Consider the following 12,560-nt stretch of genomic DNA (forward strand, 5'->3'; position numbering starts at 1 on the left):
GAGTCACCCTCCGTGATACACAGAGTGACCATACGCTTCTTCGCATAGAAACCGGCCACACCGTCGCAGGTCAAGACGGTCGGATCGGTCAACTGTGCGGGGATCGGGTAAAGAGAGCCGTCAAGCCGTCACACGCGGGCGGTTTCATCAGCGAAGATAGGGCGATGACCCATGCCATCAGGCAGGGGCGACGAACTACCCAACAGGGGCGGTGAGTTACATGTACCTGGCGGCCGAAGAAGGCGACATCACCACCATCATCGGTGGAATCGCCCCGAACTGGGGGCCTTTCGGGAGCCTGGGCAATGAGGCCAAGGTGATGATCGAGGTCGTGATGGCCGTGGCCATCCTGCTCTGCCTCGGCATCGCCATCTGGGGTGCGGCGAAGCAGCGCATCGGCGCGACCGCTCTCAGGGACACGTTCAGCGCCGAGCAGGGCAAGGGCCTGATCGTGGCCGGTCTGACCGGGGTCTTCATCATCGGGTCTCTGGGGACGCTGTTCACGATCGTGTACGGGATGGCCGTCTAACCACCGAGGTCGGTTGCTTTCCTGATGTCCAGTCACCACACGGTTGAGAGGGCGTGCTTGCCATGAGCCTCGGCGACGACAACGACGGCTTCGGCGGCTCGGGCCAGACCCGCACGCGGCTCCCCGAGGGCGGCACCGGCGACGTCTACGGCGGCGCCCGCCGCCCACCGGCCCGCAACTCCCGCTCGCTCATCACGGTCGTGGGTGTGGTGGTCCTGCTGATCGCCGCGATCGCCTTCGCCAACAGAGGCAACGGCGACGACACGGAGACGACGGGCTCCACCCCGAACAAGGCGGCCGGCTCGAACGCCCCGACGGAGGCGACGGGCGTCCGCCCGGTGACGGGCAAGAACGGCCAGATCCCGACGGGCTTCGCCCGGGACGAGCAGGGGGCGCAGAGCGCGGCGGCCAACTATTCGGTGGCGCTCGTGTCGGCCGACATCGTGAAGCCCGACCGTCGCCGCGCGATCGTCCAGCAGCTGTTCGTCCAGGACAAGGTCGAGGAGCTGAAGTCCGCCCTCGACAAGGCATACAGCCGGGAGTTCCTCTCCAAACTGGGCCTCGACGAACGAGGCAACGCCGCTGCCGGGCTGACGTACGTATCCCGCACAGCGCCGGTGGGCACAAAGGTCACGCAGTTCTCCGACAGCGCTGCGACGGTCGAGGTCTGGTGCACAGGCGTGTTCGGCACTGCTGGAGCCAGCTCCACCAACCCGGTGACGAACGACTGGTTCACGATGACCCTCTCGCTCCGGTGGGCCGACAACGACTGGAAGGTCGACAGCTTCGCGCAGAAGGAGGGCCCGGCCCCGGTCACCGCTGACCTCCTTGCCTCCGACGCCGATGCGATCGCCAAGGCCGTCGAGCAGTACGGAGGTTTCACGTATGCCCGCTAGGTCTCGCCCCGCGCTCCGCCTCGCCGCAGTGCTGGCCGCCGTGCAGACTGCGGCCGTGCTGTTGGCGTCCCGCGCCTACGCGGCGCCGACTCCTTCGCCCTCGCCATCCGCCAAGGATCAGTGCGATCTCATCGTCGGCCCGGCAAAGGACTACTGCAACGACGGCGAACCCGGTCGCACCGGCACCGCCCCCGACCCCACCACCGCCCTGGACCCCCTCTCCTCCCTCGCCCGCGGCTGCGCCGACGCCGCCGTCGCCATCGTCGACAAGCTCTCCCAGGCCGTCAAAGAGACCGCCGACGTCGACTTCACCAACCTCGAGTTCCTCGGCCGCTACGCCGTCGTCTTCGCCGCCGCCACCGTCCTCACCCTCCTCCTCTGGCTCCTCGCCGTCGCCAAACGCGCCATCCGAGGCGTCCCCCTCACCACCGCCATCTCCGAGGCCATCGGCTTCCTCTGGCTGACCGTCCTCGCCTCCGCCTTCACCCCGCTGATCCTCTACACCGTCGTCAACGCCACCGACGCCGTCACCGAGGTCATCGCCTCCGGCACCGGCCAGCAGACCGACGTCTTCTTCGGCAGCTTCAAGGAGGCGCTCCAGAAGGGCGACAGCATCGGCGGCGGGCCCATCATGCTGATCATCGTCTCGCTGGTCAGCATCCTCGCCGCCGGCGTCCTCTACCTCGAACTGTTCCTGCGCGCCGTCATGCTCTACGTCGGCGCCCTCCTCGGCGTCGTCGTCTACTCCGGACTCGTCGACAAGAACATGTGGGGCCACGTCCGCCGCTGGGCCGGGATCATGATCGCGGTGATCCTCGTCAAGCCGGTCATCGTCATCGTCCTCGGCCTCGCCGGAGCGCTCTCCTCCGGGACCGGGCCCGACTCGTTCTCCGCCGTCGTCTCCGGCCTCGCGATCATCCTGCTCGCCATCTTCGCCTCCGGGATGATCTACCGCTTCGTCCCCGGCTTCGGCGACGAGATCGTCGCCTCCCGCAACAACCGCGTCCACCGCGCCGGCGAGAACGCCGCCGCCGCCGTCATCTCCTCCCCCGCCTCCCTCGTCTCCCAGGGCATCAAGACCCACAGCGCCCGCGGCGACGGCGGAGGCAACAACTCCAACGGCTCCAACAACGCCCCGCGCCCCGCCAACCCCCTCTCGGGCGGCGTCGCCGCCCACAGCAGCCGCGGGGGCTCGGCCGGGGGCGGCGGCGGATCTGTCCCCTCCGCCGCACCCCCGCCGCGTAGCAGCAGCCCGACATCGGGCACCCCGCACAGCAACCGCAACAACACAGGAAGCACTGGAGGTGGAGGGCGTTGACGACCCAGTCCCAGCCGGTCACGCCCCGCCGTACGTATCTCATCGGCCGAGCCCGGCCGAACGCGATCGTCGGCAAGAACCGCGAAACCGGCGAGATCGCCCTGATCATCGCCGGTGCGTTCCTCGGCATGATGAGCGGACTCCTCGTCCCCGTCCTCACCCTGCGGATCGTGCTGCTCACCGGCTTTCCGCTGCTGGCACTGGCCGCCGTGTACGTCCCGTACAAGCACCGCACCTTCTACAAGTGGTTCGAGATCAACCGCAGCTACAAGCGGAGCCTGAAGCGCGGCACCGCCTACCGCTCCGCCGCCGCCGAAGCCGGCACCCGGCTCGACGGCCGCGAGGTCGAGGTCGGCCCGCCGCCCGGCATCGGCCGGATCAGCTGGCTCTCCGCCCCCTTCGGACCCGACGAGATCGCCGTCCTCCTCCACGCCGACCGCCGCACCGTCACCGCCGCCATCGAGATCGAGGGTCCCGGCGTCGGCCTGCGCGACAGCGAGGACCAGGAAGCTCTGGTGGACCGTTTCGGCACGCTCCTGAAGCACGTCGCCAACGGAGACGGCTTCGTCACCCGCCTCCAGATGCTCGCCCGCACCCTCCCCGCCGACCCCGACGCCCACGCCAAGGACGTCGGCCAGCGCGGCGACCCGAACGCCCCGGCCTGGCTCCAGGAGTCGTACGAACAGCTCCAGTCGATGGTCTCCACCTCCAGCGAGCAGCACCGCGCCTACCTCGTGGCCTGTATGCACTACACCCGCGAACTCGCCGCCGAGGCCAACGCGATGGCCCGCGCCGCCCGCCACACCTCCGGCGCCCGCAAGCTCGACCGCGACGGCGGCCTCGCCGTCGTCATGGCCCGCGAGCTCACCGACATCTGCGCCCGCCTCGCCGAGGCCGACATCCGCGTACGACAGCCCCTCGGCCAGTCCCGGCTCGCCTCCCTCGTGCACTCCATGTACGACCCGGACCACCCCATGGACCACATCCAGGCCATGACGAAACGAAACGCTTGGCCCGCCGAGCTCGACGCCATGGAGCCCACCTACCTCCAGGCCAAGACCCGCGAGTCCTCCACCCGCGCCCCCTGGTGCCACGCCACCGCCTGGGTGAAGGAGTGGCCGATGACCCCCGTCGGCGTCAACTTCCTCGCCCCGCTCCTCGTCCACACCCCGGACGTGATCCGTACGGTCGCCGTGACCATGGACCTCGAACCCACCGAGGTCGCCATCGAGCGGATGCTCACCGAGAAGACCAACGACGAGGCCGAGGCCTCCCGACAGGCCAAGATGAACCGCACGGTCGACCCGCGGGACATCGCCGCGCACGGCCGTCTCGACCAGCGCGGCGAAGACCTCGCCAGCGGCGCCGCGGGCGTCAACCTCGTCGGGTACATCACCGTGTCGTCGCGCTCGCCCGAGGCCCTGGCCAGGGACAAGCGCACGATCAGGGCCTCCGCCGGCAAGTCGTACCTGAAGCTGGAGTGGTGCGACCGCGAGCACCACCGGGCCTTCGTGAACACGCTTCCGTTCGCCACCGGCATCCGCCGCTGAAGGGGCCAGACTCATGCGAGATCCACTCTCCGCCCTCACCGAAGCCTTCACGTCCTTCGTCTTCGGCAAGGTGGAGACGACACGTCTGCCCGTCCGCACCTCGACCGGCCAGGCCCAGGCCGTCTATCTGCCCACCGCCGCCCCCGGCCTCGGCGACTCCGGCGTGATCATCGGCCGCGAGGTCTACAGCGGCAAGGGCTACATCTACGACCCGTTCCAGCTGTACGGCCAGCAGCTCCCGGCCCCCCACTGGCTGGTCCTCGGCGAGTCCGGCAACGGCAAGTCCGCGCTGGAGAAGACGTACGTCCTACGGCAGCTGCGGTTCCGCGACCGCCAGGTCGTCGTCCTCGACGCCCAGGGTGAGGACGGCGTCGGCGAATGGAACCTCATCGCGCAGGAGCTGGGAATAACTCCCATCCGCCTCGACCCGATGGTCGCCGTCGACGCCGGCATCCGGCTCAACCCGCTCGACCCGTCGATCACCACGACCGGGCAGCTCGCCCTGCTCCGTACGATCATCGAGGTCGCGATGGGCCACGGCCTGGACGAGCGCTCCGGCTTCGCGCTCAAGGTCGCCCACGCGTACGTCAACGAACACATCACCGACCGCCAGCCCATCCTCACCGACATCGTCGAGCAACTCCGCCACCCGGAAGCGGAGTCGGCCGAGTCGATGAACGTCGACATAGACGATGTACGCGCCTGGGGTCTGGACGTCGCGCTCGTCCTGGACCGGCTGGTCGACGGCGACCTGCGCGGCATGTTCGACGGCCCGACGACCGTCGGCATCGACCTGGACGCGCCGCTCATCGTCTTCGACCTGTCCCACATCGACCGGAACTCCATCGCCATGCCGATCCTCATGGCGATCGTCGGCGTGTGGCTGGAGCACACCTGGATCCGCCCCGACCGGAAGAAGCGCATCTTCCTGGTCGAGGAGGCCTGGCACATCATCAACAGCCCCTTCGTGGCTCAGCTGTTCCAGCGCCTGCTGAAGTTCGGCCGCCGGCTCGGCCTGTCCTTCGTCGCGGTCGTCCACCACCTCTCGGACGTCGTCGACGGCGCGGCGGCCCGAGAGGCCGCGGCCATCCTCAAGATGGCCTCGACCAGGACCATTTATGCCCAGAAAGCCGACGAGGCGAGGGCGACGGGACGGGTGCTCGGCCTGCCACGGTGGGCGGTCGAGATCATCCCGACCCTCACCCCCGGCATCGCCGTCTGGGACGTCAACGGCAATGTGCAGGTGGTCAAACACCTCATCACCGAGAAGGAACGGCCGCTCGTCTACACCGACCGCGCCATGACGGAGTCGTCCGTGGACCCCACGGTCGACCCGTCCATCGACCCGGAACTGGAATGGGAGACGGAACAGCGCGCCGCCCTCATCGAGCAGCAGCTGAACGACCCCTCGCAGTCGACGGTGGCATGAGATGTCGAAGGACCGTCAGGACCGGCAGCAAGGGGGGATCCCCGACGGGCTCGTGGTCGGCCTCGTCGGCTTCGTCCTCGGGCTGACGGTGCTCGTATGGACGGCGACCGGCCTGGCCGCCCTGCTCTCGAAGGGCGCCTGGCCGGCCACGGTCACCTTCACCAGAACGCCGATGGCCGTACGCGCCCTGATCGGCAACCCGCAGGACCTGCCGGGCGCATGGCCCGACACCCCGGCGGGCGAGCTGTCGGGGTACGGGCTGTTCTGGGGACTGCTCATCGGCGAACTGATGGTGCTCGTGGTCCTCACGGTGTTCGCGGTGGGGACGCTGGCACGGTGGAGAGCGGTACGGGCGGGCAGACGGGCCGCGTACGGCACGGCGCCGGCGTTCGCGGCCCAGGCCCCGGCCCAGCCCCAGCCCCAGGCCCAGGAGGCTCAACCGGTCGCACAGCCGGCGTCCCAGCCGGTCGCCACCGCGGCGGAGACCCTCGTACAACCCACCCTCCCACCGACAACCCCCGCAACGGCCCCCGCCCCACAGCCGGTCGCCCCGGCCCCCGCGCCCCGGACCGTCGTCCCCTCGCCCCGCACCCCCCGCCTCCTCTACGGCACCCCCGCCACCCGTCGCCCCGCAGCGCTCCAAGCCGTCCAGGACGCCGAGGGCCCCGTCCTCGTGGTCACCTCCGACCCCACCGTCTGGGCCGACACCAAGGACGCCCGCGGCAAGCTCGGCCCCGTCCTGGTCTACGACCCCGGCCACCTCTGCGACACGCCCGCCCGCCTCCACTGGTCCCCGTCCGCCGGCTGCGAGGACCCGGCCACGGCGCAGGAGCGGGCGGTCGCGCTGCTCGCCCCCGTACGCCCGCCGTCCCGTCTGGACGCCGCGGTCGCCGACACCGCGGAAACGCTCCTGCGCTGCTGGCTGCACGCCGCGGCCCTCGACGACCGCCCCTTCAAGCAGGTCCACCGATGGGCCCAGGGCACGGGCGCCCACGAGCCCGTGCAGATCCTCCGTACGCACCTCAAGGCAGCCTCCGGTCACGCCGGACTCCTGGAGTCCGCGCTCACCGCGCATCCGGAACGACGCGAGATCGCCCAGGAGTTGACCGCCCGCGCCCTCTCCGCGCTCTCCTCGATCCACATCAGGGACGCCTGCACCCCGAACCGAACGGATTCGCTGGCGCTGGAATCATTCGTCGCCGAAGGGGGCACCCTCTATGTGGTCGGTGAAACCATCGAGGACCCGCGCACCCGCCCCGGCGCGATGCCCCTGCTCACCGCCCTCACCGCAAGCGTGGTCGAGCACGGCCGCCGCATGGCCGCACGGTCATCCGACGGTCGGCTCGACCCACCAATGACGCTCGTCCTCGACGACGTCGCCGCCGTGGCCCCCCTTCCCCGGCTCCCGGAGCTGCTGGCAAGCGGCCAGGACCAGGGCCTGCCGACCCTGGTCCTGCTCCGCTCCCAGGAACAGGCCCGCGCCCGCTGGCCGGAGCCCCTGCCCCAGGCCTAGGGGGCCGAGTGGGCCGGAGTCACAACCCCAGCAGCGCGTTCAGCGAGGCGGCCCTGCGGTACTTCTCCGGCGCGTAGTGCCGCAACGCCTCGTCGAGCCGCTCCAGTTCCGGCCGAGCCGCGTCGGGTCCGAGGAACGGGAGCGCGGTGAAGATGCCCGGCCGGCCGGGCTCCTTGAAGAAGCCCGGCTTGGGCCGGCCGGGCTTCGGCACCACGAGCACCACGCCCCGCACCTGGGAACCCCGCCCCGAGTCCGCTGGAGTCACCAGCTTCTCAGGAGCACGCCCGCCGGAGCATGGCCTCGGCGCCGAACCCCCGGAGCCGAACCCGGCGCCGACCTCACTGCGCTACGCCGTCGGCCGCAGGATCTCGTACTCCAGCTCGTACGCGGAGTCGTCGCTCGGGACCACCACCCGGTCGCCCGTCGCCTCGAACCCGAACCGGCGGTAGAAGGCGGCGGCCCGCGCGTTGTCCTCGTGCACATACAGCCGCACCCGCCGGACCGCCGGCTCCGGCAGCGACCACGACCACTCCACACCCGCCCGGAACAGCGCCTCGGTCACACCCGTACCGCGCGCCTCCGGCCGTACGTACACACCCACGATGTGCGTCTGGTCGACCTTCGCCGCCTCGCCGAACCGCACCTCGTCCGACGGCCGCTCCACCAGCACCGAGATCGTGCCCACCCAGCTCCCGTCCGGCGCCTCGGCCACGAACTGACGGACGCTCGTCCCGCTCTCGGACGCGCCCTCCGCCCGCTCCTGCCAGAACGAGTCGGGCTGCGCGACTGCGGCCGGGTAGGTTTCCAGGAAGGCGATGCCCGCCACCGGGTCCTGGAGTGCGGAGAGTCGGATCTCCCGGGCCTTCTCCCATTCGTCGGCGCGGATGACACGTATCAAGTAGTCCATGACCGTGATCCTCGCCGCCGCACACCGCCCCGACAAGCTCTTTCTTCCCGTCGTACCCCGGTACTACGTCACAGGCCCCGCTCCCGCCCACGGTCGGACGATCCGCCGCCGCCCGCTCCGTAGCGTCGTGGACATGATCCGAGCAGAAGAACTCACCAAGCGGTACGGCGCCAGGACCGTCGTCCAGGACCTCAGCTTCACCGTCCGCCCCGGCACCGTCACCGGCTTCCTCGGCCCCAACGGCGCCGGCAAGTCCACCACCATGCGGATGCTCCTCGGCCTGGACGCACCCACCCGCGGCCGCTCCACCATCGGCGGCCGCGCCTACGCCGGCCACACCGCACCCCTCACCCAGGTCGGCGCGCTCCTCGAAGCCCGCTCGATCCACCCCGGCCGCTCCGCCTTCCACCACCTCATGGCGCTCGCCCACACCCACGGCATCCCGCGCTCCCGCGTCGAGCACGTCCTCGGCCTCACTGGCCTCACCGAGGCCGCCCGCCGCCGCGTCAAGGGCTTCTCGCTCGGCATGGGCCAGCGCCTCGGCATCGCCGCCGCCCTCCTCGGCGACCCCGAGACGGTCGTCCTCGACGAGCCGGTCAACGGCCTCGACCCCGAGGGCGTGCTGTGGATCCGTACGCTCCTCAGGTCCCTCGCCGCCGAGGGCCGTACGGTCCTGGTCTCCTCCCACCTGATGAGCGAGATGGCGCTGACCGCCGACCACCTGATCGTCATCGGCAAGGGCCGGCTGCTCGCGGACACCACCGTCGACGCCCTCGTGCGAGAGTCGGGCGGCGCCTCGGTCAAGGTCGTCACCCCCGACGCGGACCGCCTCAGCACCCTCCTCCTCCCCACGGCTCACGTCGTCACGGAGGCCGCCGACACCCTCCGCGTCACCGGCGTGGAAGCCGCGGACATCGGCCGCGCGGCCGCCGCCCACGGCGTACCGCTCTACGAACTCACCCCGCAGACCGCCTCGCTGGAGCAGGCGTTCATGGACCTCACCCACGACTCGGTCGAATACCAGGGAGCCGCAGCATGAGCACGACGACCGCGCAGACGTACCGCGTCACCCCCACCCGCGTCCTGCGCTCCGAATGGCACAAGCTGTGGACGGTCCGCTCGACCTGGATCACCGTCCTCGCCTCGGCCGCGTTCCTCCTCGGCGTCGGCATCCTCATGGGCGCCACCTACACCTCCGACGGCGGCGACTCCGACGTCGACACGGTCATCCTCAGCCTCTACGGCTCCCAGCTCGGCGGGATCTGCCTCGCCGTCCTCGGCATCCTCGTCACGGCCGGCGAGTACTCCACCGGCCTGATCAGAGCCTCGATGACCGCCGTTCCACGCCGTACACCGGTCCTCTGGGCGAAGGCCACCGTCTTCACGGCCGTCGTCTTCACCGTCTCCTTCGTGACCGCCCTGATCACCTTCCTCACCGCGCAGATCTTCCTCTCCGACACCGACCAGGCGGCCTCACTCACCGACGACGGAGTCCTGGCCGCCGTCGCGGGCAACGCGGCAGGCGTCACCCTGCTCAGCCTCATCGCCCTCGGCCTCGGCGCCGCACTGCGCTCGGTGCCGGGCGGCATCGGGGCCTTCATCGGCGGCGTCCTGATCCTCCCCGAGGTCCTCGGAATGCTCCCGTACGACGCCGTCGAGACCGCCCTCACGTACTTCCCCACCCAGGCCGCCGGCGCCCTCGGCTCCGCCGACCCCATGCCGAACGCGGCCTCCCCGGGCGGCGCGCTGCTCGCCCTGTGCCTGTGGGCCGCGGCGACCCTGATCGTCCCGGCGCTGTTGCTCAAGCGCCGAGACGTATGAGGATGAGCGGATGATCACGGAGAAGCGGCCAGGTACCGAGGAGGAACCCCTCTGCGGCGTCGCCATCGAGGAGGAACCCCTCAGCCGGTACCTCCAGCGACAGACCCGACGCATACGGGCCTTCGACGCCCGCCGCCCCTGGGTCTGGGACGCACTGCTCGCCGCCTTCTGGACGGGAGCCGCCCTGACCGACGCGGCGGGCGGCTGGCGGAACATCGCCCGCGACCCGTCCGTACCGGCCTGGCTGGTCCTCGCCCTGAGCCTGGCCCTCTCCGTCCCGCTGCTGTGGCGTCGCCGCCGGCCCATGACCGTCCTGGCCGTGATGGCCTGCGCGTCCCTCCTCAGCAACTGGACCGGCGCGTTCCTCCAGGCCGGCTTCCTCCAGGCCGTCGTCGTCTTCCACATCGCTCTTCGGCTGCCCCTGCGCACCCTGCTCTGGCCGCTCGTCGTGATCACATCACCCCTGGTGGTGGGCGCGATCCGCTTCCCGAAAGACAGCTGGGACCAGCAGATCGTCCCCACCCTGTGGGCGTACGCGATGGTCGCCCTGCTCGGCATCGCGGTCCGCTCCCGCCAGGACTACACGGCCGCCCTCGTCGACAGGGCCCGTCGCCTCGAGGTCGAACGCGACCAGCAGGCCCAACTGGCGGCGGCAGCCGAACGCACGCGGATCGCCCGCGAGATGCACGACATCATCGGCCACAATCTCTCGGTCATCACCGGACTCGCGGACGGCGGCAAGTACGCGGCCGCGAAGAACCCGGAACGCGCCGCCGAGGCCCTCGACGCCATCAGCACGACCAGCCGCCAGGCCCTCGCGGAACTCAGGCGCCTCCTGCGCGGAGAGGCGGTACGCGATCCGCAGCCCACCCTGGACGACCTGGACGCACTGATCGCCGGCGTACGGACGGCGGGCCTGCCGGTGCGACTGGAAATCAAGGGCGGCCCCCAACCCCTGGCGACCGGCGCACAGCTGACGGTCTACAGAGTCATCCAGGAAGCCCTGACGAACACCCTCAAGCACGCGGGAACGAAGGCCGAGGCGACAGTCCTCCTCTCGTACGGCCAGGAGGAGTTGACGGCCGAGATCACGGACACCGGCGGTCCCGAAAGGGGGATCATCGGAACGGGCCAGGGAGTTACGGGTATGCGCGAGCGCGCCGCCCTCTACGACGGCACACTCGAAGCGGACCCGCTGCCGCCCGGCGGCTGGCGCGTACGACTCCGACTCCCGCTGGAGGGTTCCCGCTCGTGACGACGGTGCTGATCGCGGACGACCAGGCGATGCAACGCTTCGGCTTCCGCATGTTGTTGGAGAGCCAGGACGACATGACGGTCGTCGGCGAGGCCCCGAACGGCATCGAGACGATCCGCCTGGTGGAGCGGTACCACCCCGACGTCGTCCTCATGGACATCCGGATGCCGGGCCTCGACGGCATCGAGGCCACACGCCGGATCGTCGCAGCCGGCGGCCGCACCCGCGTCCTGATCGTCACGACGTTCGACCTCGACGAATACGCCTACGACGGCCTCCGCGCCGGCGCCAGCGGCTTCCTGGTCAAGGACGCCCAGCCCGAGGAGCTCCTGTCGGGCATCCGCGCGGTGGCCGCCGGCGACGCGGTGGTGGCCCCCAGCCTCACCCGGCGCCTCCTCGACGCCTACATCCACCACCTCCCGACCACCCCGGGCGCACCCCGCGAGGACCCCCGCCTCTCGGCCCTCACGGACCGGGAGCGCGAGATCCTCACGGTCATCGCCCAGGGCTGGACGAACACGGAGATCGCCGAACGCCTCCACCTCGCGGAATCGACGGTGAAGACGCACGTGAGCCGCATCCTGTCGAAAACGGGCGCGAGGGACCGCGTCCAGGCGGTCATCCTGGCGTACGACACCCAACTGGTGACGCCAGGTCAGTGATAAGGGTTCAACGGCGTCAGGTCGAGATCGAAGCCGAAGGGCCCGGGAATACGGATCGACTCCCCGAACTTCCGGTCGGTACGGGTGTGGTACCTGTCGTGGTTCGGCTCGGAGAACAGCGTGACCGTGGAATCACGGGCGTCGACGATCAGGTACAGCGGAATCTGCATGACCGCGTAGTCGGCGAGCTTGGCCACCCAGTCGTTCTCGGGGTTGGAGGGCGAGACGATCTCGACGGCGATAAGAGCGAGATCCGCTACCGCGGTGTTCCCTTCGCTCTCCATGACCTCGTCGGGCAGGTAGCTGAGGTCCGGGTTCCGGAGCTTCGCCGCGTACGGTGAACCAAGGTCGGTGTTCTCGGTCGGTACGTAGCCGGCCGGGCAATACGCGTCGAACTGGCGGCGCAGGTGGAACAAGTTGCGCTGGTGGATCATCGTGGGCGCAGCCTGCATGATGATCGTGCCGTCGGTGTACTCCACCTTCACCCCCTTGGGGGCGATCCGCTGAGCTTCTTTGAGGAGGGGGAGGTGCTGCGGGTCGATCGTCACGGTGTCCTCCAGAGGGATGGCCCAACCAGAGTACCCAAACGCAGAAAAGCCCCGCACCATAAGGTGCGGGGCTTTCCCACAATGATTGTTCGGCGGCGTCCTACTCTCCCACAGGGTCCCCCCTGCAGTACC

At 70.2% G+C, this 12,560-nt stretch carries 13 protein-coding genes; 10 read left to right on the top strand and 3 right to left on the bottom strand.

Translation table 11 applies throughout. From position 1 onward, the window contains the following. Positions 1-220 precede the first annotated feature (220 nt). The 6 genes from ACFC0D_RS31980 to ACFC0D_RS32005 all read left to right on the top strand — a co-directional run bounded on the left by ACFC0D_RS31980 (position 221) and on the right by ACFC0D_RS32005 (position 7,235). Complete coding sequence (locus tag ACFC0D_RS31980) at positions 221-529, top strand: hypothetical protein (protein ID WP_260230621.1); 309 nt, start codon at positions 221-223, stop codon at positions 527-529. Between the two features lie 62 nt (positions 530-591). Continuing rightward, the gene (locus tag ACFC0D_RS31985) at positions 592-1,425 is read left to right on the top strand and encodes a hypothetical protein (protein ID WP_376443543.1); all 834 of its coding nucleotides are present in this window, start codon (positions 592-594) and stop codon (positions 1,423-1,425) included. Beyond that, positions 1,415-2,743, top strand: coding sequence for a hypothetical protein (locus tag ACFC0D_RS31990; protein ID WP_376443546.1), 1,329 nt, complete (start codon positions 1,415-1,417; stop codon positions 2,741-2,743). The genes ACFC0D_RS31985 and ACFC0D_RS31990 overlap by 11 nt, the downstream gene beginning before the upstream one ends. Next, a complete protein-coding gene (locus ACFC0D_RS31995) occupies positions 2,740-4,293 on the top strand; it encodes an SCO6880 family protein (RefSeq protein ID WP_376443549.1) in 1,554 nt (517 codons plus the stop codon). The genes ACFC0D_RS31990 and ACFC0D_RS31995 overlap by 4 nt, the downstream gene beginning before the upstream one ends. A 13-nt stretch (positions 4,294-4,306) precedes the next feature. Continuing rightward, positions 4,307-5,722, top strand: coding sequence for an ATP-binding protein (locus ACFC0D_RS32000; RefSeq protein WP_376443552.1), 1,416 nt, complete (start codon positions 4,307-4,309; stop codon positions 5,720-5,722). A gap of 1 nt (position 5,723) precedes the next feature. After that, on the top strand, positions 5,724-7,235 hold the full coding sequence (locus tag ACFC0D_RS32005; protein WP_376443554.1) for a type IV secretory system conjugative DNA transfer family protein: 1,512 nt from the start codon (positions 5,724-5,726) through the stop codon (positions 7,233-7,235). A 19-nt stretch (positions 7,236-7,254) separates the two neighbouring features. Here ACFC0D_RS32005 and ACFC0D_RS32010 read toward each other — a convergent pair whose 3' ends face one another. Both ACFC0D_RS32010 and ACFC0D_RS32015 read right to left on the bottom strand, forming a co-directional pair. Next, the gene (locus ACFC0D_RS32010) at positions 7,255-7,458 is read right to left on the bottom strand and encodes a hypothetical protein (RefSeq protein ID WP_376443557.1); all 204 of its coding nucleotides are present in this window, start codon (positions 7,456-7,458) and stop codon (positions 7,255-7,257) included. A gap of 123 nt (positions 7,459-7,581) precedes the next feature. Further along, positions 7,582-8,142 carry a GNAT family N-acetyltransferase gene (locus tag ACFC0D_RS32015; RefSeq protein WP_376443560.1) on the bottom strand — a complete coding sequence of 187 codons (561 nt, stop codon included), beginning with the start codon at positions 8,140-8,142 and terminating at the stop codon, positions 7,582-7,584. Between the two features lie 133 nt (positions 8,143-8,275). On the opposite strand from ACFC0D_RS32015, the gene ACFC0D_RS32020 reads away from it, so the two are divergent. From ACFC0D_RS32020 to ACFC0D_RS32035, 4 genes are read left to right on the top strand one after another with little or no spacing between them, the layout of a single operon-like run. Then, a complete protein-coding gene (locus tag ACFC0D_RS32020; RefSeq protein ID WP_376443579.1) occupies positions 8,276-9,181 on the top strand; it encodes an ABC transporter ATP-binding protein in 906 nt (301 codons plus the stop codon). Beyond that, a complete protein-coding gene (locus ACFC0D_RS32025) occupies positions 9,178-9,963 on the top strand; it encodes an ABC transporter permease (RefSeq protein WP_376443563.1) in 786 nt (261 codons plus the stop codon). Before ACFC0D_RS32020 ends, ACFC0D_RS32025 begins: the two co-directional genes overlap by 4 nt. Before the next feature lie 10 nt (positions 9,964-9,973). Further along, positions 9,974-11,218, top strand: coding sequence for a sensor histidine kinase (locus ACFC0D_RS32030; RefSeq protein ID WP_376443566.1), 1,245 nt, complete (start codon positions 9,974-9,976; stop codon positions 11,216-11,218). After that, the gene (locus ACFC0D_RS32035) at positions 11,215-11,880 is read left to right on the top strand and encodes a response regulator (protein ID WP_376443569.1); all 666 of its coding nucleotides are present in this window, start codon (positions 11,215-11,217) and stop codon (positions 11,878-11,880) included. The genes ACFC0D_RS32030 and ACFC0D_RS32035 overlap by 4 nt, the downstream gene beginning before the upstream one ends. Here ACFC0D_RS32035 and ACFC0D_RS32040 read toward each other — a convergent pair. Next, a partial coding sequence (locus ACFC0D_RS32040) for a Uma2 family endonuclease (RefSeq protein ID WP_376443572.1) occupies positions 11,874-12,560 on the bottom strand: 687 nt, incomplete at its 5' end. The two genes, ACFC0D_RS32035 and ACFC0D_RS32040, sit on opposite strands and share 7 nt — an antisense overlap.

The organism is Streptomyces sp. NPDC056222, assembly GCF_042264065.1.
Taxonomy (GTDB): Bacteria; Actinomycetota; Actinomycetes; order Streptomycetales; family Streptomycetaceae; genus Streptomyces.